The 21,399-nt window shown below is 65.0% G+C and carries 18 protein-coding genes and 2 tRNA genes; 9 read left to right on the top strand and 11 right to left on the bottom strand.

Annotated features, from left to right (window positions below; genetic code table 11):
- Window positions 1-97: 97 nt before the first annotated feature.
- Window positions 98-1,357, bottom strand: coding sequence for an esterase LipQ (gene lipQ, locus MSP7336_RS13905; protein ID WP_113963941.1), 1,260 nt, complete (start codon window positions 1,355-1,357; stop codon window positions 98-100).
- 194 nt (window positions 1,358-1,551) lie between these two features.
- Between lipQ and MSP7336_RS13900 the strand changes: the two genes are divergently transcribed.
- From MSP7336_RS13900 to glgX, 3 genes are all read left to right on the top strand, one after another.
- Window positions 1,552-1,625 (top strand) — tRNA-Arg (locus MSP7336_RS13900).
- A 202-nt stretch (window positions 1,626-1,827) separates the two neighbouring features.
- Complete coding sequence (locus MSP7336_RS13895; RefSeq protein ID WP_069394537.1) at window positions 1,828-2,580, top strand: enoyl-CoA hydratase; 753 nt, start codon at window positions 1,828-1,830, stop codon at window positions 2,578-2,580.
- A 10-nt stretch (window positions 2,581-2,590) separates the two neighbouring features.
- Window positions 2,591-4,756, top strand: coding sequence for a glycogen debranching protein GlgX (glgX, locus tag MSP7336_RS13890; RefSeq protein WP_244917459.1), 2,166 nt, complete (start codon window positions 2,591-2,593; stop codon window positions 4,754-4,756).
- A 4-nt stretch (window positions 4,757-4,760) separates the two neighbouring features.
- Here the strand turns inward: glgX and MSP7336_RS13885 are convergent, their stop codons facing one another.
- From MSP7336_RS13885 to MSP7336_RS13850, 8 genes are all read right to left on the bottom strand, one after another.
- Window positions 4,761-5,888, bottom strand: coding sequence for a dihydrolipoamide acetyltransferase family protein (locus tag MSP7336_RS13885; RefSeq protein WP_113963940.1), 1,128 nt, complete (start codon window positions 5,886-5,888; stop codon window positions 4,761-4,763).
- A complete protein-coding gene (gene bkdB, locus MSP7336_RS13880) occupies window positions 5,885-6,916 on the bottom strand; it encodes a 3-methyl-2-oxobutanoate dehydrogenase subunit beta (RefSeq protein ID WP_113963939.1) in 1,032 nt (343 codons plus the stop codon). The genes MSP7336_RS13885 and bkdB overlap by 4 nt, the downstream gene beginning before the upstream one ends.
- Complete coding sequence (pdhA, locus tag MSP7336_RS13875; protein ID WP_069394534.1) at window positions 6,913-8,007, bottom strand: pyruvate dehydrogenase (acetyl-transferring) E1 component subunit alpha; 1,095 nt, start codon at window positions 8,005-8,007, stop codon at window positions 6,913-6,915. The genes bkdB and pdhA overlap by 4 nt, the downstream gene beginning before the upstream one ends.
- Window positions 8,008-8,072: 65 nt before the next feature.
- Window positions 8,073-8,891 (bottom strand): HpcH/HpaI aldolase/citrate lyase family protein, encoded by an 819-nt coding sequence (locus MSP7336_RS13870; RefSeq protein WP_113963938.1) that lies wholly within the window; start codon window positions 8,889-8,891, stop codon window positions 8,073-8,075.
- The gene (locus tag MSP7336_RS13865; RefSeq protein WP_069394532.1) at window positions 8,891-9,388 is read right to left on the bottom strand and encodes a MaoC family dehydratase; all 498 of its coding nucleotides are present in this window, start codon (window positions 9,386-9,388) and stop codon (window positions 8,891-8,893) included. Before MSP7336_RS13865 ends, MSP7336_RS13870 begins: the two co-directional genes overlap by 1 nt.
- A complete protein-coding gene (locus MSP7336_RS13860) occupies window positions 9,385-10,545 on the bottom strand; it encodes an acyl-CoA dehydrogenase family protein (RefSeq protein ID WP_113963937.1) in 1,161 nt (386 codons plus the stop codon). The genes MSP7336_RS13865 and MSP7336_RS13860 overlap by 4 nt, the downstream gene beginning before the upstream one ends.
- 12 nt (window positions 10,546-10,557) lie before the next feature.
- Complete coding sequence (locus MSP7336_RS13855; RefSeq protein ID WP_113963936.1) at window positions 10,558-12,546, bottom strand: acetyl/propionyl/methylcrotonyl-CoA carboxylase subunit alpha; 1,989 nt, start codon at window positions 12,544-12,546, stop codon at window positions 10,558-10,560.
- A gap of 6 nt (window positions 12,547-12,552) precedes the next feature.
- Entirely contained in the window at window positions 12,553-14,103 is a 1,551-nt protein-coding gene (locus tag MSP7336_RS13850; protein WP_113963935.1) for a carboxyl transferase domain-containing protein, read from the bottom strand.
- 82 nt (window positions 14,104-14,185) lie between these two features.
- On the opposite strand from MSP7336_RS13850, the gene MSP7336_RS13845 reads away from it, so the two are divergent.
- Both MSP7336_RS13845 and MSP7336_RS13840 read left to right on the top strand, forming a co-directional pair.
- Complete coding sequence (locus MSP7336_RS13845; protein ID WP_069394528.1) at window positions 14,186-14,821, top strand: SACE_7040 family transcriptional regulator; 636 nt, start codon at window positions 14,186-14,188, stop codon at window positions 14,819-14,821.
- A gap of 93 nt (window positions 14,822-14,914) precedes the next feature.
- Window positions 14,915-15,649 carry an MmpS family transport accessory protein gene (locus tag MSP7336_RS13840; protein ID WP_069394652.1) on the top strand — a complete coding sequence of 245 codons (735 nt, stop codon included), beginning with the start codon at window positions 14,915-14,917 and terminating at the stop codon, window positions 15,647-15,649.
- Here MSP7336_RS13840 and MSP7336_RS13835 read toward each other — a convergent pair.
- Window positions 15,646-16,953, bottom strand: a complete 1,308-nt coding sequence (locus MSP7336_RS13835; protein ID WP_113963934.1) for an MFS transporter — start codon at window positions 16,951-16,953, stop codon at window positions 15,646-15,648. The two genes, MSP7336_RS13840 and MSP7336_RS13835, sit on opposite strands and share 4 nt — an antisense overlap.
- A 60-nt stretch (window positions 16,954-17,013) precedes the next feature.
- Here MSP7336_RS13835 and cmrA point away from each other — a divergent pair, with 60 nt between their 5' ends.
- The gene (gene cmrA, locus MSP7336_RS13830; RefSeq protein ID WP_113964911.1) at window positions 17,014-17,820 is read left to right on the top strand and encodes a mycolate reductase; all 807 of its coding nucleotides are present in this window, start codon (window positions 17,014-17,016) and stop codon (window positions 17,818-17,820) included.
- A 3-nt stretch (window positions 17,821-17,823) separates the two neighbouring features.
- On the opposite strand, the gene MSP7336_RS13825 is transcribed toward cmrA, so the two are convergent.
- A complete protein-coding gene (locus MSP7336_RS13825) occupies window positions 17,824-19,353 on the bottom strand; it encodes a helicase HerA-like domain-containing protein (RefSeq protein ID WP_113963933.1) in 1,530 nt (509 codons plus the stop codon).
- Window positions 19,354-19,445: 92 nt separating this feature from the next.
- On the opposite strand from MSP7336_RS13825, the gene orn reads away from it, so the two are divergent.
- The 3 genes from orn to MSP7336_RS13810 all read left to right on the top strand — a co-directional run bounded on the left by orn (window position 19,446) and on the right by MSP7336_RS13810 (window position 21,396).
- Entirely contained in the window at window positions 19,446-20,108 is a 663-nt protein-coding gene (orn, locus tag MSP7336_RS13820; protein WP_069394525.1) for an oligoribonuclease, read from the top strand.
- 37 nt (window positions 20,109-20,145) lie between these two features.
- Window positions 20,146-20,218, top strand: a tRNA-His gene (locus MSP7336_RS13815).
- 263 nt (window positions 20,219-20,481) lie between these two features.
- On the top strand, window positions 20,482-21,396 hold the full coding sequence (locus tag MSP7336_RS13810) for a WXG100 family type VII secretion target (RefSeq protein ID WP_113963932.1): 915 nt from the start codon (window positions 20,482-20,484) through the stop codon (window positions 21,394-21,396).
- Window positions 21,397-21,399 lie beyond the last annotated feature (3 nt).

Genomic DNA, 21,399 nt, shown 5'->3' with positions numbered 1-21,399 from the left:
GGCGACGGTAGCGATTCCACGGATCAACCCCACGCATTAGCCGATCGCGGGAAGAATGCCTTACGAAATACTTTGGCGGCAGACCGAATTCGCCGGCTCAGCTCGCGGGCGTGGCCCGTTTGCGCAGAGTTCGCCTGTGCGAGCGGAGATACCGTCCGTAGACAACGCCCAAAAAGTCGGCGACGGCATCAGCCGCAAGACGCGACCGGACGGTCCCGACCATATCGAACGCGTGGTGGGCGTTGGGCAGCTCGGCATACCCGACGGTGCGCGCTCCAGCCTCACGCAGCGCAGCGCAGAAGGTTTGGGCCTGTGCACGCGGAATCACCGAATCATTTTCGCCGTGCAACACGAAAAACGGCGGAGCGCCATTGTGCGCGTACGAAATCGGTGACGCGGATTCGAACAGCGCCGGATCATCGGCGTAAGTTTCTTGCATCACGAAGTGCTCCAGGAATGGCCGCATCAATTCGTGCATTTTCGACGCATCGGTCAAGTCGTAGACGCCGTAATACGGAGCTGCCGCCTGGACCGTCGTGTCCGCTTCTTCGAAGCCGGGCTGCAGGCGCGGGTCGTTGGCGGTCAGCGCGGCCAGCGACGCCAGGTGGGCGCCCGCCGAGCCGCCGGTGACCGCGATGAAGTCAGGGTCCCCGCCGTAATCGGCGATGTTGTCGCGGACCCAGGCCAGCGCCCGCTTGACATCGACGATGTGGGCCGGCCAGGCGTTGCGCGGACTCTTGCGGTAATCGATCGATACGCAGATCCAGCCGAGTTCGACCATCCGTCCCATCAGCGGATATGCCTGGCCCCGTTTGCCGTTGACGGTCCACGCACCCCCCGGCACTTGGAGCAGCACCGGCGCCCGGCGCCCTTGCGGCTGGTCCGGGAGGCGCCAGATGTCCAGCATGTTGTCGCGACCCGCAGGCCCGTAGGAGATGTCCGAAGTCTGCGCCGCGTACCGGCGCCGATGCCCCGCGGCGTGCAGCAATCCGCCGCGACGGCCGCACTCGGGCGTTTCGGGCAGCGGATGCGACACCAGGTCGCGGTAATTGCTGCCCAAGGATTCCTGCAGCGCCGCGTCGAGGATGCGGTCAGCCCGCTGCGCCGCCCACGTCGTCGCCTTTCGACCGACCGACAGCGGGGTCACCCCTGACAACGCGTGCCCGGTCAACACCTGGGGCGGAAACTCCGCCGTCAGCCATCCGGCAAAACACGCCAAGGCAAATGGCGAACCCCGGAGCAGCAGAGCACCGGCACGGTAGGTGTCCACCGCCTCGACCGCCAATTGCGCACCCTGCCGCAGCGCCTGGGCGCCCACCCGCGAGCAACGCGTTGTCACGCTCATAGCCGGGTTCATGGCAACGTCGCTCCTTGACGCCGGGGGCCCCACCTGCCGCTTCCGACGGCTGGTGACCACCGGCAGCGTACGTGTGTCGCGGGCCACAGACTAACGAATCACACTCTCCACCAACGGCATTTCGTTCGGCGTTGCGCGTCGGGACAAGGCTTTATGCAGCGTTGGATAGACTGACCTGCGCATAAGAGTTGCCGGCCCCCGTAGCTCAGCTGGACAGAGCGCATGACTTCTAATCTTGTGGTCGCAGGTTCGAGTCCTGCCGGGGGCGCCGTCCTTCCAGCACGACGGCGGTGATGACCAGCTGGGCTTTGGACATGGCCGACCTCCCCGGCAAGATGAGGTGTCAACTATGTCCCGGGACAGCTGTCAACTATGTCGTGAAATCAGACACTGCCGGGGGCGCCGAATTGACACTGGTGTGACAACTGGGTCTGTTGAGACACCCGGATCCAACCGCGGAGGCGTGCCCCATGGCCGATCTTGTGCTGTACAGCGTCGACAACCATATTGCCGTGGTCACGGTCAACGACCCTGATCGACGCAACGCCGTGACCGCGGCGATGTCGGTCCAGCTGCGCGCCGCGATCGAGCGGGCGGAGGGCGATACCGACGTCCACGCCGTCGTCGTCACCGGCGCCGGAAAGGCGTTTTGCGCGGGCGCTGACCTGAGCGCCTTAGGTGAGGCAACTGAGGAACGGCTGCTGCAGGTCTACGACGGGTTCATGGCGGTCGGCAGGTGCACGCTGCCCACGATCGCCGCCGTCAACGGCCCGGCCGTCGGTGCCGGCCTGAACCTGGCCCTGGCCGCCGACGTGCGCATCGCCGGGCCGACGGCGCTGTTCGACGCCCGATTCCAGAAGCTGGGTTTGCATCCCGGCGGCGGAGCGACCTGGATGCTGCAGCGCGCCGTCGGTCCCCAGGTCGCCCGCGCGGCTTTGCTGTTCGGAATGCGTTTCGACGCCGAATCGGCTGTGCGACACGGCCTGGCGCTCAGCATTGCCGAGGACCCGGTGGCCGCCGCATTGGAACTCGCGGCCGGGCCCGCCGCCGCCCCGCGCGAGGTCGTGCTCGCAACCAAGGCCACGATGCGGGCCACCGCCAGCCCCGGGTCGGTGGACGTCGAGCAGCACGAACTGGCCAAGAACACCGAACTGGGCCCGCAGGCCCGCTCGATACGGTCGCCTGAGTTCGCCACCCGATTGGCCGCGGCCCGGCGCGGGTAATCCTTGCGCCGTGACACAGACGGCCGATTCGATCGGCGAGCGGCCGGCAGCGCCGGCATGGGAGCAATGGCCGGGTAAGGCCTATCCACTGGGAGCGACCTACGACGGGTCGGGCACCAATTTCGCGGTGTTCAGCGAAGTCGCCGACAAGGTCGAGCTGTGCCTGTTCGACGCCGACGGCAATGAATCCAGGGTGCCGTTGATCGAAGTCGACGGGTTCGTCTGGCACGGTTTCCTGCCGGCGGTAGAACCCGGTCAGCACTACGGCTACCGGGTCTACGGGCCCTACGAACCCGCCGCCGGACACCGGTGCAACCCCAACAAGCTGCTGATCGATCCGTATGCGAAGGCCATCGATGGCAATTTCGAATGGGACCAGTCACTGTTCAGTTACAACTTCGGCGATCCCGACAGCCGCAACGATGATGACTCCGCACCGTGCATGCCCAAGTCAGTGGTGATCAACCCCTACTTCGACTGGGGTGCCGATCGTCCGCCGGACCGCGAATACGCCGACACGATTGTCTACGAGGCGCACGTCAAGGGACTCACCCAGTTGCACCCGGACATTCCGGAACGGATGCGTGGCACCTACGCCGGTATCGCGCATCCGGCGATCATCGAGCATCTGAAGAATCTGGGCGTCACCGCGATCGAGCTGATGCCCGTGCATCACTTTGCAAACGACTCCACGCTGGTGGACAAGGGGCTGTCAAACTACTGGGGTTACAACACCATTGGGTTCTTCGCTCCTGACTTCAAGTACACCTCCAGCAGCACTCCCGGCGGTCAGGTGCAGGAATTCAAGGCCATGGTCCGCACGCTGCATGAGGAGGGCATCGAAGTCATCCTCGACGTGGTCTACAACCACACCGCCGAAGGCAACCACCTGGGCCCCACATTGTCGATGCGCGGAATCGACAACGCCGCCTACTACCGGTTGGTCGATGACGATCGCCAGTACTACATGGACTACACCGGTACCGGCAACAGCCTCCACGTCGGTCACCCGCACACCCTGCAATTGATCATGGACTCGTTGCGCTACTGGGTAACCGAGATGCACGTCGACGGATTCCGATTCGACCTGGCCGCCACGCTTGCCCGGGAATTCTACGACGTCGACCGGCTATCGGCGTTTTTTGAACTCGTGCAACAGGATCCAACGGTCAGTCAGGTCAAGCTGATCGCCGAACCATGGGACGTGGGACCGGGCGGCTATCAGGTGGGTAATTTTCCGCCGCAATGGACGGAGTGGAACGGCAAGTTCCGTGACACCGTTCGCGACTACTGGCGCGGCGAGCCCGCGACCCTCGGGGAATTCGCCTCACGGCTGACCGGCTCGGCCGACCTGTACGAGCACACCGCAAGGCGGCCGGTGGCATCAATCAATTTCGTCACCGCACACGACGGATTCACACTGCTCGACCTGGTGTCCTACAACGAAAAACACAACGAGGCCAACCGCGAGGACAACAACGACGGCGAGAGTAACAACAAGTCCTGGCACTGCGGTGTGGAAGGGCCGACCGACGATCCGGAAGTCAACACGCTACGGGCCCGGCAGCAGCGGAACTTTCTGGCGACGACGTTGCTGTCGCAAGGAGTTCCGATGATCTCGCATGGCGACGAGCTGGGCCGCACCCAAAACGGCAACAATAATGGCTTCTGTCAGGACAACGAAACCACCTGGGTGCACTGGGACAAAGCCGACGGCGAGCTGATGGAATTTACCCAAGCGGTGTCGGCCCTGCGGGCCGCTCACCCAGTATTTCGGCGGCGCCGATTTTTCAGTGGCGGGCCGGTACGCAGACGAGGCGCCGAAGGACTGCCCGACATCTCGTGGTTCCGCCCCGATGGTTCCGAAATGAGCGACGAAGATTGGGATTCGGGTTTCGGAAAATCGGTCGCAGTCTATTTGAACGGCCTGGGAATCCCCTACCTCGACGCTCGCGGACAACGAGTCACCGACGACTCGTTCGTGTTGTGTTTCAACGCACACCACGAGCCCATCGACTTCACCATGCCACCACCAGAATTCGGCCGGGCCTGGATATCCGTCGTCGACACCTGCGCGTGCGCACCGGCTACGGCAGATCAGGACTCGATCGCCGCCGGCAATGCCGTCTCATTGGGGGCCCGGACAATGTTGGTGCTGCAGGCCGTGTCCGAGTGAGCCTTTACAGGTCCAACAGCGCCATCTCGGGCGACTCGATGAGCTGACGCAGATCTGTCAGGAATGCCGCAACCTGCGCGCCGTCCGCGACACGGTGGTCGAACGCGCAGGTCAAGTTCATTTGCGGGCGGACAACGACCACGTCTTCGAGGGCCATGGCCCGCGGCTTGAGCGATCCCATGCCCAGGATCGCCGCCTCTGGATGGTTGATCACCGGCACACCGTCGTCGAGTCCGAGCGCACCGAAATTCGACACCGTGAACGTCGAGCCACGCAGCTGGGCGGGCTGCAGGTTGCCCGCCCGCGCGTCCTTGATCACCCGGGTCAGCGAGTCGGCGAGTTCTCTGAGGGTCAGCCGGTGCGCGTCGCGAAGTACCGGAACCAGCAGGCCGCGTGGCGCGGCGACGGCAACGCCCAGATGCACTGCGCGATGTGTGTGCACCTGTGGGCCGTCCGGTGCCTCGACCCAGGTGGAGTTCAGGATTCGGTGGCGGGTCAATGCGATTACCAAAAACCGCACGCTCAGGGCGAACGACGAAACCTGCAGGCGCTCATGAAGCCGCACCAGCTCAGTGCAGTCGACCTGAACACTGGCGTGAGCGTCTGGAATTTCGCTGCGTGACAACGTCATTCGCTTAGCCATCTCGGCATGCACGCCACGTACGGGCAACACGTCGTAGTCGACATCTTCGGCAGCGGCCAGTACGGTTTCCCGAGTTACCACACCGTCCGGTCCGGGTCGGACGGCGGCCAGGTCGACACCCAGGTCCGCAGCGAGTTTCCGCACCGGCGGTTTGGCTTTCGGGCGTCTGCTGGTGTCGAGCGTGTCGTCGGCCCCATATCCGACCAGCACCGGCCGACGCGTGGACGACTCCCCGTTGGATGCGCTCGGCGCCGTGTCGATCCGCACCAACACTGAGCCGACCGGCAGCACATCGCCTTCCGCGCCGCATGCTTCGACGATCCGGCCGGCGTACGGGCACGGGATCTCCACTTCGGCCTTGGCGGTCTCCACCGAGCACAGTGTCTGGTTGAGTTCGACGTCATCGCCGACGGCAACATTCCAGCGCGTCAGCGTGACCTCTTCGAGTCCCTCACCGAGGTCCGGAACGACGAACGGCCTAACGGTCATGGCAGGCTCAGGGCACGCTCGACGCAATCCAGCAGCCGATCCGGTCCGGGCAGCCACAGCTTCTCCAGCCGCGCCGGTGGATAGGGAGTGTCAAAACCGCAGGCGCGCAACACCGGCGCCTCGAGTTCGTAGAACAGCTCTTCTTGGATGCGGGCGGCCAACCCGGCACCGTAGCCGAGGCTGCGCGGCCCCTCATGCAGCACCACACAACGCCCGGTGCGCCGGATCGACGCGGCGACGGTGTCGAAGTCCAGCGGCACCAGCGAACGCAGATCGATGACCTCCAGGCTCCAACCTCGTTGGCTTTCCGCGATATCCGCTGCCGACAAAGCCGTGCGGACTAACCCGCCATAGGTGACAACGGTGACGTCGGTGCCCGTGCGGCGCAACGCCGCTTGCCCGATCGGCAGCCCGGGCCGCTGGGTGTCGACGTTTTCCCGGCCCCAGTACCGGCGCTTGGGTTCTAAGAACATCACCGGGTCCGGACATGCGATGGCGTGGCGCAGTAGCCAATAGGCGTCGGACGGCGACGACGGCACCACGACCTTCAGCCCTGCGGTGTGCGCCCAGTAGGACTCGGTGGATTCCGAATGGTGTTCGACAGCGCCGATCCCGCCGAACGACGGGATGCGGACGGTGACCGGCATATTGATTTCACCGCGGGTGCGGGTGCGGTACTTGGCCAGATGACTGACGATTTGATCGAACGCTGGGTAGCTGAATCCGTCGAACTGGATTTCCGGCACCGGCACGAAACCGCGCAACGCCAAACCCACCGCGATTCCGATCACCGCGGACTCGGCCAGTGGCGTGTCAAAGCAGCGGTCCTCGCCGAACGCCGCGGTCAATCCCTCGGTGACCCGGAAGACGCCACCTTGCATCGCGACGTCTTCGCCGAACACCAGCACCCGGTCGTCGGCGGCCATCGCGTCGTGCAGCGCGCGGTTGAGCGCCTGCACCATGGTCAGGGTCTGCTCCGTCGGCGGCACTACTGCCAGGCGAGTGGGTGGTTCAACGATCTGGGTCATGCCGGCTCCTCCCCCAGTTCGGCCCGCAGCTGTCGACGCTGTGCCGCCAATGCCGGGGTCATCTCCGCGTAGACGGTGCTGAAGACCTCGTCGATATCCACGTCGGGAGCGCCGAACAGCGCGTCGCGCAGCTCCGCGCGAAGCCGCGTGGACCGGGCGGCGACCCGCTCCTCGAGGCGCTGGGTGCACAACCCCCGGCCCTGCAGATACGCCCGGTAGCGCGGGATCGGGTCCAGCGCGGCCCAGCGCTCGAGTTCGTCTTGGCTGCGGTACCGGGTCGGATCGTCGGACGTGGTATGCGGGCCGAGCCGGTAGGTGACCGCTTCGATCAGCGTCGGACCGTCACCGGCGCGGGCGCGAGCAGCCGCGTCGGCCATCACCGCATAGCAGGCCAGCACATCGTTGCCGTCGACCCGAATCCCGGGCATCCCGTAGCCGATCGCCTTGTGCGCGATCGACGGTGCCGCGGTCTGCCTGGACACCGGCACCGAAATGGCCCACTGGTTGTTTTGCACGTAAAACACGCACGGCGCGGCGAACACCGCTGCCAGGTTCAGCGCCTCGTGCACGTCGCCTTCGCTGGTGGCCCCGTCACCCAGAAAGGCCACCGTCACGGAGTCATCGGCCAGACGCTGCGCGGCCATTGCCGCCCCGACGGCATGCAAGGCATGCGTGCCGACCGGAATGGAGATTGGGGCGCAGCACTTCTTGGTGAGTTCCAACCCGCCGTGCCAGGTTCCACGCCACATGGCGCCGACGTTCGCCGGTGCAATACCGCGCACGATGAAGGCGCCCAACTCACGGTATTGCGGAAACAGCCAATCCGATTTGCGCAGACAAGCCACCGCACCGACCTGCGCCGCCTCCTGCCCGCGACACGACGCGTAGAGCGCGAGTTCACCTTGACGCTGCAAGTTGACGAATTCGGCGTCCAGGTCGCGGGTGACCACCATGGTCTCGTAGAGCCAGCACAGTGTCTCGACCGGAAGGTCCCGGCGGTGGCGCGATTCGGCGGTCGGCGTCCCGTCCGGCGCGATGAGTTGTACCGGCTCGAGGTCGACCGTCATCGGCATCTGAGCGGGCTCAGCCATACCGCCTCCAACCACGACCGCGCGGGTGCGCGGCGGGTCAGAGCAAACTCCGACAGCCGGGCCTGCTATGAGCCGGAGCCAGCCGCCAGCTGCACGATCCGCTCGGCTCGCCGCAACACTGGCGCATCCACCATTATGCCCTCAAATGCGAAGACACCGCGCTCATCGGCGGCCGCCGCGAGAACGTGTCGCGCCCACTGGACCTGCTCAGGTGTGGGCGCGTAACCGGCCCGGATCACCGGCACCTGGCGGGGGTGGATAGCAACCTTGGCGTCGAAGCCGACGGCGACGGCGTCGTCAACCTCCGCGCGCAGCCCGTCGCGGTCTTGGATATCGAGATAGACCGAGTCCAGCGCGAGCCGGCCGTAAGCCTTGGCCGCCAGCAGTGACTGCGACCGGACGTGGTGCGCCACCTCCCGGTAGCTTCCGTCCGGATAGCGATTGGCGGTGCCGCCGAGCACAGCGAACAGATCCTCCGCACCCCACATGACCGCGATGGCGTTGGCGGCACGCGCGCACTCGGCAACCGTCAGCGCACCGAGTGGGGACTCGACCAGCACGACCACCTCCAGCGGTGCCAGCGCAGTAATTTGTTCGGGTGCTTCGCATTTCGGCAGCATGACGGTGTCGTAGCCGCTGCCGGCCAACGCCTCCAGGTCGAGGGCCTGGTCGTCGGTGCCGGATGCGTTGACCCGCACCACAGTGCGAGCCGGGTCGAGCGGTACGTCGACCAATGCTTTACGGGCAGCCGCCTTATCGGCGGCGGCCACCCCGTCTTCAAGATCGAGAATTACGATATCTGCTGCAGCAGCAGCCTTTTCATAACGCTCAGGGCGGTCTGCCGGGCAGAACAGCCACGCCGGACCTGGGTTATGCAGGCCCATCAGGTGGTCGCCTCGGGCGGGCGCATCCGCACCAGGGTCTTGCGGGTTGCGGTGGCGACCACATCACCGTGCTGGTTACGTCCGGTGTGCTCGAATGTGACGATGCCTTCACCGGGACGGCTTTTGGATACCCGCTTGTCAGTGACCACCGTTTCGGCGTAGAGAGTGTCGCCGTGGAACAACGGCTTGGGGAAGGCGATTTCGGAGAACCCCAGGTTGGCCACGATCGTGCCCTGGGTCAGCTGGGCGACCGACAAGCCGACCAACGTCGACAGGGTGAACATCGAGTTCACCAATCGCTGATGAAACGGCGGCAGCGCGTCGGAGAACGCGGCATCCAGATGTAGCGCTTGGGTGTTCATCGTCAGCGTGGTAAACAGCACATTGTCGGCCTCGGTAATGGTGCGTCCGGGCCGGTGCAAGTAGCGCACACCGGTCTGGAACTCCTCGAACCACAGCCCGCGCTGTTCGACCTCGCGGTATTCCAGCGGCTTCACAGGCCCACCTCTCGAGCGATCAGCATCAACTGCACTTCGCTTGTCCCTTCGCCGATCTCGAGAATCTTGCTGTCACGGTAGTGCCGGGCGACGGGGAATTCGTTGATAAAGCCGTATCCGCCGTGAATCTGGGTGGCGTCGCGCGCGTTGTCCATCGCCGCCTCGCTGGCCACCAGCTTGGCGATCGCCGCCTGCTTCTTGAACGGCTTATCGGCCAGCATCAGCGCCGCGGCGTCGTAGTAGGCAGTGCGGGCGGTATGTGCGCGGGCCTCCATTCGGGCAATGGTGAACTCGATGGACTGATAGCGACTGATCGGTTGACCGAACGCCTCCCGCTCGCGCGCGTATTTGACGCTCTCGTCCACGCAGCCCTGCGCGGCTCCGGTGGACAGTGCGGCGATCGCGATCCGACCCTCATCGAGGATGCGCAGGAAGTTCGCATACCCACGTCCGCGTTCGCCGAGCAGGTTCTCCTCGGGCACCCGTACGTCCTGGAAAGTCAGCGGGTGGGTGTCCGATGCCCGCCACCCGACCTTGTCGTAGGCCGGTTCGACCGTGAAGCCCGGTGTGGGCACGGGGATGAGAATAGACGAAATCTCCTTACGGCCATCGTGTTCGCCGGTGACGGCGGTTACGGTGACGAGTTTGGTGATGTCGGTGCCGGAGTTGGTGATGAACTGTTTGGATCCGTTGATCACCCAGTCGCCGTTATCCAGACGCGCGGTGGTCTTGGTGGCGCCGGCGTCGCTGCCGCCGCCGGGTTCGGTCAACCCGAATGCCCCTAGCGCGCGGCCACTGGCCAACTGCGGCAACCATTCCTGTTTTTGCGCGTCGGTGCCGAACCGGTACACCGGCATGGCGCCCAACGACACACCGGCCTCCAGCGTGATCGCCACACTTTGGTCGACCTTGCCCAGTTCTTCCAGAGCCAGGCACAAAGCGAAGTAGTCGCCGCCCATGCCACCGAATTCCTCGGGGAACGGCAGGCCGAACAAGCCCATCTCCGCCATCCCCTCGACGACTTCGTACGGGAAGGAATGTTCGGCGTCGTGGCGCGCCGCTACCGGTGCGACCACACTCTGCGCGAAATCGCGAACCGTCTTGGCCAATTGCTGATATTCGTCGGGAAGCACCCCGGTTGCCAAAAACTCGGTCATGAGAACTCGCCCTTAGCCTTTCGTGTTCGCCGTGATTCGGGCCAACGGCTGACCCACTTTGACCTGTTCGTTGACAGCGACGAGAAGCTCCACCACACCGTCGACGGGAGCTGTCAGCGCATGCTCCATCTTCATCGCCTCGACCGTGACCACTACGGTGCCAGCCGTGATCTCGGCGCCGTCATCGACACCCACGGCCACCACGGACCCAGGCATAGGGCTGGTCAACTCGGCATCGCCGCTGTGCGCGTCGTCGGGACGTACCGGGGCCTCACGCACCTCCTCGAGCACGACAGTACCGCCGCCGCCGGCCAGCCAGATGTGGTGATCTGCAACGGCAACCGTGTACGCGGTCCGCACACCGTCCAATGTGACTACCAATTCAGAACCCGCCAGATGGGCTTGCAGCGAACGAGATTCGCCGTCCTCTATGCGCGCCGCAGCGTCGGTCGGGGTGCCAGTGATATGGACATGGTCAGTTCGATCGCCGGCCCGCAGTCGCACACTCACCGGCGCATGGACGCCGAGCCGCCAGCCCGACGGGATCTCCCATAGATCAGCACCCGGCCCAGGCCACAGCCGCAACCACCGGTAACACGCCGCGGCGATGAAGTGCTCATCTGAGGGTGCCGGCGCAGTGAAATCGCCGGCCCGCCGGTCCAGCAGCCCGGTGTCGAGGCGACCGGCGGCGACATCGGCATCGGCCAGCAAGAACCGCGCGAAGTCGATATTGGTGACCACACCGAGGATCGCGGTGTCGGCCAGCGCCCGGTCGAGCGCTCGCAGCGCCGCGGTGCGGTCGGCGCCGTGGGCGATCACCTTGGCCAGCAGCGGGTCGTATTCGCTACCGACGACCATGCCCGCCGACAACCCGGAGTCAATCCGCACTCCGTGACGATGCGGCTCCACGAGGTCGAGCACGTCGCCGCCGGTGGGCAGAAAGCCGTGAGCCGGGTCCTCGGCGTATACCCGCGCTTCGATCGCGTGTCCGTTGATAGTGATATCACCCTGGCCGGCGGTGAGCTTCTCCCCTGCGGCGATGCGGACCTGCCACTCGACCAGATCCCATCCCGTCACCATCTCGGTGACCGGATGCTCGACCTGCAGCCGGGTGTTCATCTCCATGAAAAAGAACTCGTCGGGCCGATCGGCGGAGACGATGAACTCCACCGTGCCGGCACCGGTGTAGTCCACGCTACGCGCGGTGTCGCACGCGGCGGCGCCGATCCGGGCCCGGGTGGTCGGGTCCAACAGCGGCGAGGGCGCCTCCTCGATGACTTTTTGGTGGCGTCGCTGCAGGCTGCACTCCCGCTCGCCGAGATGCACCACGTTGCCGTAGGTGTCGGCCAATATCTGGACCTCGATATGCCTGGGCCGCAAGACAAATCGTTCCAAGAACAACGTGTCGTCGCCGAAGGCGGCGGCGGCTTCGCGGCGCGCCCCGGCCAGGGCCGGCGGCAGGTCTTCGGCCCGTTCGACCAGCCGCATGCCCTTGCCGCCGCCGCCGGCAGATGGCTTGACCAACACCGGGTAGCCGATCTCCGCGGCGGCCTCGATCAACTCCGCATCGGTCAGTCCCGGACGCGCAACGCCGGGCACCACCGGAACACCGAATTGGGAGACGGTTGCTTTGGCGGCGATCTTGTCCCCCATCGTTCGGACCGCAGCCACCGGGGGGCCGATGAACGTCACACCCGCCGACGCCAACGCGGCCGCGAAATCGGCGTTCTCCGCTAGAAACCCGTAGCCGGGATGCACCGCGTGGGCCCCGGTGCGCACCGCGGCATCAACCACTGCCTCGATGTTGAGGTAGCTGTCTCGGGCCGGAGCCGGACCGATCGCGACCGCGAGGTCCGCTTCAGCGACATGGCGCGCGGATGCGTCGGCATCGCTGTAAACGGCAACCGCGCGGATGCCCATCGCCTTCAACGTCCGGATCACCCGAACCGCGATCTCACCGCGGTTGGCGACCAGCACGGTACGCAGTTCTCTCAAGCCCATCTGCCCCTACATTCTGAAGACGCCGTAGGAGATCGGCTCGACAGGCGCGTTCGCTACGGCCGAAAGTGCAAGTCCGACAACAGTCCTGGTATCGGCAGGATCGATCACCCCGTCGTCCCAGAGACGCGCAGTCGAATAGTACGGGTTGCCCTGGTGCTCGTATTGCGCGCGGATAGGCGCTTTGAACGCCTCTTCTTCCTCCGCCGTCATCTCACCGCGCACCGTCGCCAATACCGACGCGGCCTGCTCGCCGCCCATGACCGAGATACGGGCATTTGGCCACATCCACAAAAATCGCGGCGAGTAGGCCCGTCCGCACATCGAGTAGTTGCCGGCGCCGTAGGATCCGCCGATCACGACGGTCAGTTTGGGTACCCGGGCGCACGCGACCGCGGTCACCATCTTCGCGCCGTGTTTGGCGATGCCGCCGGCCTCGTAGTCGCGGCCCACCATGAACCCCGAAATGTTCTGCAGGAACAACAACGGCACCATCCGCTTGTCGCACAGTTCGATGAAATGCGCACCCTTGAGCGCTGATTCACTGAACAACACACCGTTGTTGGCCACGATGCCGACCGGGTGGCCGTGGATGCGGGCAAAGCCGGTGACCAAAGTGGTGCCGTACTCGGCTTTGAATTCGCCGAATTCTCCGCCGTCGACGATCCGGGTGATGACCTGGTGCACGTCGTAGGGAATCCGGGGGTCGACGGGAACCACGTCGTAGAGCTCAGTCTGATCGGCGATCGGATCAACGGTCGGCAGCACCTCCCAGGCGCGCGGTTGGCGGGGCCCGAGCGTGGCGACAATGCGCCGGATGATGTTCAACGCGTCGCGGTCGTCGTGAGCGAGATGGTCTGTGACACCGGAGGTTTTCGAGTGCAGGTCTCCCCCGCCGAGCTCCTCGGCGGTGACGACTTCCCCGGTGGCGGCTTTCACCAGCGGGGGTCCGCCCAGAAAGATGGTGCCCTGGTTTCGCACGATCACGGCCTCATCGCTCATCGCCGGCACGTAAGCCCCACCGGCAGTGCATGATCCGAGTACGGCGGCGATCTGCGGGATCCCCTCGGCGCTGAGCTTGGCCTGGTTGTAGAAGATGCGGCCGAAATGGTCCCGGTCGGGGAACACCTCGTCCTGGCGCGGCAGGAAGGCGCCACCGGAGTCGACCAGATAGATGCAGGGCAAGCGGTTCTGCCCGGCGATCTCCTGAGCCCGCAGGTGCTTCTTGACCGTGATCGGGTAGTAGGTTCCGCCTTTGACCGTGGCGTCATTGGCCACAATCATGCATTCGCGGCCTGAAACCCTGCCGATACCGGTGATGATGCCGGCGCCGGGGCATTCGTCGTCGTACATGCCGTTGGCGGCCAGCGGCGCCACCTCCAGCAGCGGGCTGCCGGGATCGAGCAGACCGTCGACCCGGTCGCGCGGTAGCAACTTCCCCCTGCTGACGTGACGTTCGCGCGCGCGGTCCGACCCGCCCTGCGCGGCCACGGCCAGCTTGTCGCGAAGCTCCGCCACCAAGGCACGGTGCGCTTCGCGGTTTTCCGCCGGAGAGGCCATCTGGGGTCCACCAATTTCGGTTAATGACGACTAACTCGTGCTATGTTAGTTGAGATTAACTGAAGTGTCCAGGAGTCGCGTCATGGCAGCATCCGCCCCGGCCGAGCACGAGGGCTTGACTCGTCGCAGTCGGCTGAAATCCGACCGGCGCGCGAAGCTGCTGGCGGCGGCCGAACGGCTGTTCGCCGAGCGCGGCTTCTTGGCGGTGCGCCTAGAAGACATCGGCGCAGCCGCTGGGGTCAGCGGGCCGGCCATCTACCGGCACTTCCCCAACAAGGAATCGCTGCTGGTCGAATTGTTGGTCGGGATCAGCACCCGGTTGCTCGCCGGTGCGCGAGAAGTGAAGTCCCGCAGCGCCGACGCGGCCGAGACGCTCGAAGGTCTCATCGACTTTCACCTCGACTTTGCGTTGAGCGAACCAGACTTGATCCGCATTCAGGATCGCGACCTGGCGTACTTGCCGGCCGCCGCGCAACGCCAGGTCCGGCGCGCGCAACGTCAGTATGTGGAGATTTGGGTGAGCGTGCTGCGCGAGTTGGAACCCGGCCGCGCCGAGACCGAAGCTCGGCTGATGGCCCATGCCGTCTTCGGGTTGCTCAACTCGACCCCGCACAGCATGAAACGCGACGACAACGGCGCTGGGGAGACGGAGCGAGCACGGGCGGCGATGCGCGCGATGACCGTCGCCGCTCTGCGTGCCGAGGCTCGGCGCGAATGACGCCGAACCAAGGGCAAGGTCGGCACAAGATCATCGCGTTCGTCAATAATCCATCCTGGGCTGCGGGTAATCTGCAGCCATGTGGTGGTGGCCATGAACGATCCACGTCGACTCGAACAGACCCGCGCTTCTCGACCGGGAGGCGAACCGACCGATCGGCTGCATCAGCAGTATCCGTCCTACGACGATCCGGCCTACGGCGGTTACCCATCGCCCTACTACCAAAGCCCGCGCTATGGGCCCAATTCGACCCAGCTCAATCACACCGAGAAGCTGCCTCGCTATTGGATGCAGGATCAGGCCGGGCCAGAGCAGCTTTCGGCGTCGGACCGCCCGAAGTCGCCGCGATGGCTATGGATCGCCGCCGGCTTCGCGGTATTGCTCGTCGCCGCGCTCGTTATCGCCTTGCTGTTGGCCAACGAGTCGGCCAAGAAGCAGCCGACCATCGCGCCGCTGCCCGGTGCGCCAACTAAGCCGGCCACATCGAGGACCGCGCCGTCGGCTACCACGTCAGCGCCGGGTGGCAGCACCAGTGCGCCGCCCAGCGAGACCACGAGTGCCGACGGAACCGACTCGGTTGTCTACCAAGTCAACGGCGACGGCCGGGCCATCAGCATCACCTATGTGGACACCGGCGGCGTGCTGCAAACCGAATTCAATGTCGAGCTGCCGTGGAGCAAGGAAGTCCGCCTGGCAAAAGACGATCGCAACCCCAACGTCACGATTGTCAACATCGGCAGCGACGTCACGTGCACGGTCACCGTGGCAGGCACCCAGGTGCGCGAACGAACCGGCGCGGGCCTGACGATTTGTGACGCGCCGTCTTAGACGGCGGGTGCGCGCACCTTCAGCATCGCGAGCAGCCCGATACCGAGCACCAGGCACAAGCCGCCCATGCCTGCTCGTACGGCACCGAATACGTCGACGAAGACGGAAAACAGCCAGGGCGCCAGGAACGACACTGCTCGTCCTGTCATCGTGTACAGGCCGAAAGCCACGCCTTCCTTGCCGTGTTTCGAGATCCGCAACAGCAGGGTCCGTGACGACGACAGGACCGGCCCGATGAACAGGCACAGCAACAGCCCGCACACCCAGAACGCCGCGGGGCCGGACAGCGTCATCAGCGTGATCCCCATGGTGATGATCGCGACGAGTGAGTACACGATGATCCGCTTGGAACCGATCCGGTCGTCGAACAACCCGCCCAGCACTGCCCCTGACGCCGCCACGACGCTGGCGGCCACGCCGAAGATCAGCACGTTCGCTTGAGAGATGCCGTAGACGCTGACCCCGAGGACCGCGCCGAAGGTGAACACGCCGGTCAGCCCGTCCCGAAAGACTGCGCTGGCGAGCAAAAAGTAGACCAGGTTGTGGTCACGGCGCCATTCGGCAATGAAGTCGGCCCACAGCCGACGGTAGGCCCCGAACACACCCGTAGGTACCGCTAGCGCCTCGGTCGACGCGGGCAGCCAGCGCCCGGTCAACAACAACGGCAGCGCGAAGAGTGCCATCCAGATTGCCGTCAGCAGCATCGCCGCCCGAACGTTGATGCCGTCAGCGCTGGGCAACCGCAGCAGGCCCCGGGTGGCGCCTTCTCCTGAGATGAAACTCAGGTAGACCACCAACAACAGCACCACGCTGCCGAAGTACCCCGACGCCATGCCGTATCCGGAGATCCGCCCTGAGGTCTGCGGTGTGGAGAGCTGACGCAACATCGCGTTATACGGGACGGTGGCGAGATCACCGCAGGCGGCGGTTGCCGCGAGCAGCGCCAACCCGGCCCATAAATACCCGGGTTGCTCCCGGATCAGGCTCATGGCGGCGGTCAGCGTCACCGCGAGACCGGTCAACAAAGCCAGGGCCGCCCGCCGGCGGCCCGGAGCCTCCACCCACACGCCGATGGCCGGTGCCAGCGCCGCGATCGTCAATCCGGCGACCGCGAGGGCGCGGCCCAGCCAACTGGCCGGCGAGCTGCCGCCCGGCGTCCCCTGGCCAACCGCACCGGTGAGATAGACCGAGAACACGAAGGTCACCACGATGGCGTTTACGCCGGTGGCGCCGCAGTCCCACAGCGCCCAGGACACCACCCCGGATCGCCGGGATCTGCCCGACTCCGGCGCCAGGGTGTTCATGCACGGACCTTATCTGTGGGCCGAATGGATGGGTCGCCTGCCCTGTTTACGATGGGCCGCATGCCCGTTCCCGACCCCAGCCCGCAAGCGCGCGCCGTCGTCACCGGAGCCTCGCAGAACATCGGTGAAGCGCTGGCCACCGAACTTGCTGCGCGTGGCCACAGCCTGATCATCACCGCGCGACGCGAGGACATCCTCAACGGTCTCGCGGCGCGCCTGAGCGACCAGCACGGGGTCGCGGTCGAGGTGCGTCCGGCCGATCTCGCCGACCCCACCGAACGGGCGAAGCTGGCCGACGAGTTGGCGTCCAGGAGCATCTCGATCCTGTGCGCCAACGCGGGCACCGCGACATTCGGTCCGGTAGCGGGACTCGACCCGGCCGGCGAGCGAGCGCAGGTGCAGCTCAACGTCCTCGCGGTACATGACCTGACGTTGGCGGTGTTGCCCGGCATGATCGAACGCAAGGCCGGCGGTATCTTGATTTCCGGTTCGGCGGCGGGCAATTCACCGATTCCCTACAACGCGACCTACGCGGCCAGCAAGGCGTTCGTCAATACCTTCAGCGAGTCGTTGCGCGGCGAACTACGCGGTACCGGGGTGCACGTCACGTTGCTGGCTCCCGGCCCGGTGCGCACTGACCTGCCTGATCCCGCCGAGCAATCGCTGGTGGAGAAGCTGGTACCGAATTTTCTGTGGATCTCCACCGAGCACACCGCTCGTGTGTCGCTGAACGCGTTGGCGCGCAACAAGATGCGTGTCGTTCCCGGTATCACGTCCAAGGCCATGTCGGTGGCCAGCCAGTACGCTCCCCGGGCCATCGTCGCGCCGATCGTCGGCAGCTTTTACAAGAAACTCGGCGGCGGATAGGGCCTAGCGCCGGCGGCGGCCGCTGCCCAACATGCTCCGGATGAGTTCCCTACCGATCGCATTCAGGAAGGTCTGGAAACCCCGGCTATTGACGAACCGCGTGAACCAGCCGGGCTTCTTCTTCTCCGCCGCGGGCTTGCCGCGCTCACCGGACTTTTCAGCCTCGGCGGACTGCGCCAGTTTTGCAGTGATCTTCTCGTACGCAGATTCGCGGTCGACGGTCTGACCGTACTTGGCGTGCAGCGGGCTCGCTTTGGCCGCCTTGGCGATCGCGTCGTTGCCGATGGCGGCCATCATCGACCGAGGTGAGCGCAGCCTGGTCCAGGCAACCGGTGTGGGGGCACCGCGCTCCGACAGCACGGTGACCACGGCTTCGCCGATGCCCAGTGAAGTCAGCGCCGAAGCCAGGTCGTACACATCGGTTTTCGGGTAGGTGCGGACGGTCTTTGTCAGCGCTTTCTGGTCGTCAGGGGTGAACGCACGCAGGGCGTGCTGGATACGAGCGCCCAGCTGGGATAGCACATCGTTGGGTATGTCGGTGGGAAGCTGCGTGCAGAAGAACACGCCCACACCGCGAGAGCGAATCAGCTTCACGGTCTGCTCAACCTGTTCCAAGAACGCCTTCGACGCATCGGTGAACAACAGGTGTGCCTCGTCGAAGACGAACACCAACTTGGGTTTGTCGACGTCGCCGATCTCTGGCATGGATTTGAACAGATCGGACAGTAGCCACATCAAGAACGTGGAGAACAGCACCGGACGCGCGGCCTGGTCGCCGAGCTCGAGCAGCGAAATCACTCCGCGCCCTTTGTCATCGATGCGCACCAGATCCTCGGTCTTCAGTTCTGGCTCGCCGAAAAATGTGTTGGCGCCTTCGGCTTCCAGATTCACCAGCGCGCGCAGGATGACACCCGCCGTCGTCGCGGAAACGCCGCCAAGCGACTTCAGTTCGGCCTTGCCCGCATCGCTGGTGAGGTAGCTGATGACCGCACGAAGATCCTTGAGGTCCAGCAGCTCGTAGTTTTGCTGCTCAGCCCAGTGGAAAATCAGGCCGAGTGTGGATTCTTGAGTTGCATTCAGCCCCAACACTTTCGACAGCAGAATAGGGCCGAAGCTGGCGATGGTGGCCCGCACCGGCACGCCGATGCCTCCGGTCCCCAACGAAAGAAACTCCACCGGAAAGCCGGCCGGTTCCCATGTTTCGCCGGTTTCTTTGGCGCGTGCGGTGATCTTGTCGCTGCTCTCGCCCGGGCGTGCCAGGCCGGACAGGTCACCCTTGACGTCGGCCATCAGCACCGGCACGCCGGCCGCCGACAACTGCTCGGCGATCAGCTGCAGCGTTTTGGTTTTTCCGGTGCCCGTCGCCCCGGCCACCAGGCCGTGCCGGTTGACGGTGGCCAGCGGAATGCGGACCTGGGCTGCCGGGTTTGGCGCGCCGTCGACGACCACTGTGCCCAACTCCAGGGCTTGACCCTCGACCTTGTAGCCGGCCGCGATCTGCTTTGCGGGAGTCGCTGCCGAATCAGTGCTCATAACGCGCGTCCTCTCCCAACTGGTGGTGCCGGCCCTGGACGACGACATTACTGGCACCTGCACCGGTCGGCAGGGGCTGCGGCTAACGTGTGATGACTGTGAGCCCTGCGCACGACGAGCTGGTGTGGATCGACTGCGAGATGACCGGGCTTGACCTGCGCTCGGACCGCTTGATCGAGATCGCCGTGCTGGTCACCGACGGGGAGCTGAACATTCTCGGCGACGGGATCGACGTGGTGATTCATGTCGACGACGCGGCGCTGTCCTCGATGATCGACGTCGTCCGGGATATGCACACCCGCTCGGGCCTGATCGACGAGGTACGGGCATCCACCGTCGATCTGGCCACCGCGGAGACCATGGTCCTCGACTACATCCGTGAGCACGTCAAACAGCCCAAGACGGCGCCGCTGGCGGGTAATTCGATCGCGACCGACCGTGGGTTCATCGCCCGCGACATGCCCGCTCTGGACTCCTACCTGCACTACCGGATGATCGACGTCAGCTCGATCAAGGAATTGTGCCGACGCTGGTATCCGCGCATCTATTTCGGCCAGCCGACCAAGGGGCTGGCGCACCGCGCCCTGGCCGATATCCACGAATCCATCCGGGAACTGCAGTTCTACCGGCGCACCGCGTTTGTGCCGCCGCCGGGACCGGCTACCAGCGATATCGCGGCGATCGCCGCCGAGCTGGGCGGTGTGACGAACACCCCGGACAATATCGATTCGGCTGCCGAGCACCCGAGCGGCTAGTATCGACGTCGCCGCCGGCTAGGGGCTGGCGGCGATGGTGGCTGTAGTTCAGCTGGTAGAGCACCAGGTTGTGATCCTGGGTGTCGCGGGTTCGAGTCCCGTCAGCCACCCCGCTGGTAACACCGCCTCACCTGCACAAATGTGAGTGGGCGGTTTCATCTTCGGGGATATCTATAATTCTGTGCAATTCCCGGAAAATCGTTCTCTGATCCCTCTTTCACCATTAGGTTTGTTAGGTCCTTTACGTCGGCTCGGCTGGCGTTCGCGACCCCCGCCTACTTTCCGCAAACTGGTTTAGCCGAAGCCTGTTTACGCTGGTCAGGCCACGAATATAGTGTCCGAATACGAGCGTGCGAGCTGTTAGACTTCGGGCATGGCTCCGGCACAGATGACTACTGATCCCGTTGCGCTTGTCAACGGGGCTAGGAACTTCGATCGGATCGCCGACGAAATTAAGAGCGTTATCGCGCGCGTACAGAAGACGGCGAACGAGCTAGACGGCGGTTGGCAAGGCACAGCGGCGAAAGCCGCTCACAACGCATTAGAGCGCTTCAACGAGGCCGCCGACGCACACGTGCGCCAACTCAACGAAATCACGACAAACCTTCAAGCAGCGGCCTCGCATTACGCCCAAACGGATGATGAGCGGGCCGGCGCGATAGCTGCGGCGATGGGCTCGGCGATGAACCGCCGTGCTAATGGGAGGGGTCAAGGCAACGCAGGATCGCCAGACACACGGCTACACCCGGCGACTGCAACTAACGCGAACGGGCAACACGGCGGGGTGGTGTCCGGCGTCTGGAAGCACAGCAATGGCGCGTCAAACCCGGTGCAGTTCGTCGACTTCAAGCAAGACGGCGGAACGCAGCCCGTGCCGCAGCCGTCACCATCGCAAGGGCAGCCTCAAATTGGCCCATTCCCGGTACCGCCGCAAGTTGCCGCCGCCGCACCGCAGCGCGTGCCACCGCCCGCGCCTGCGCGGTCCGCACCCGCACCTAGCGGCCCAACCAGACCAAGCTTTGGCCAGTGCGTTGAAGACCACGTTCAGGAAAATATCGGCAAAGAGATGGTCAAGGACGGATTCAAGAGCGCAATAACGGGCGCGATCAAAGGAGGTGTTGCCGGTGGTGTCGGAGGTGCTGCTGTCACACCGGAGGCCGCCGGCGCTGGTGCTATACCGGGTGCCATCGGTGGCGTCGTTCTCGGTTTCGTCGGCGGGTTCGGTAAGGGTCTCCTTGAGGCACCGATCAAGGCCGCTGGCGAAGGCGCCTGGGATTGCGCTAAATAAGGG

The organism is Mycobacterium shimoidei (assembly GCF_900417275.1).
Lineage (GTDB): Bacteria > Actinomycetota > Actinomycetes > Mycobacteriales > Mycobacteriaceae > Mycobacterium > Mycobacterium shimoidei.
Note: the sequence above shows the minus strand (reverse complement) of the source record. Positions and strands in the feature narration are given on the sequence as shown.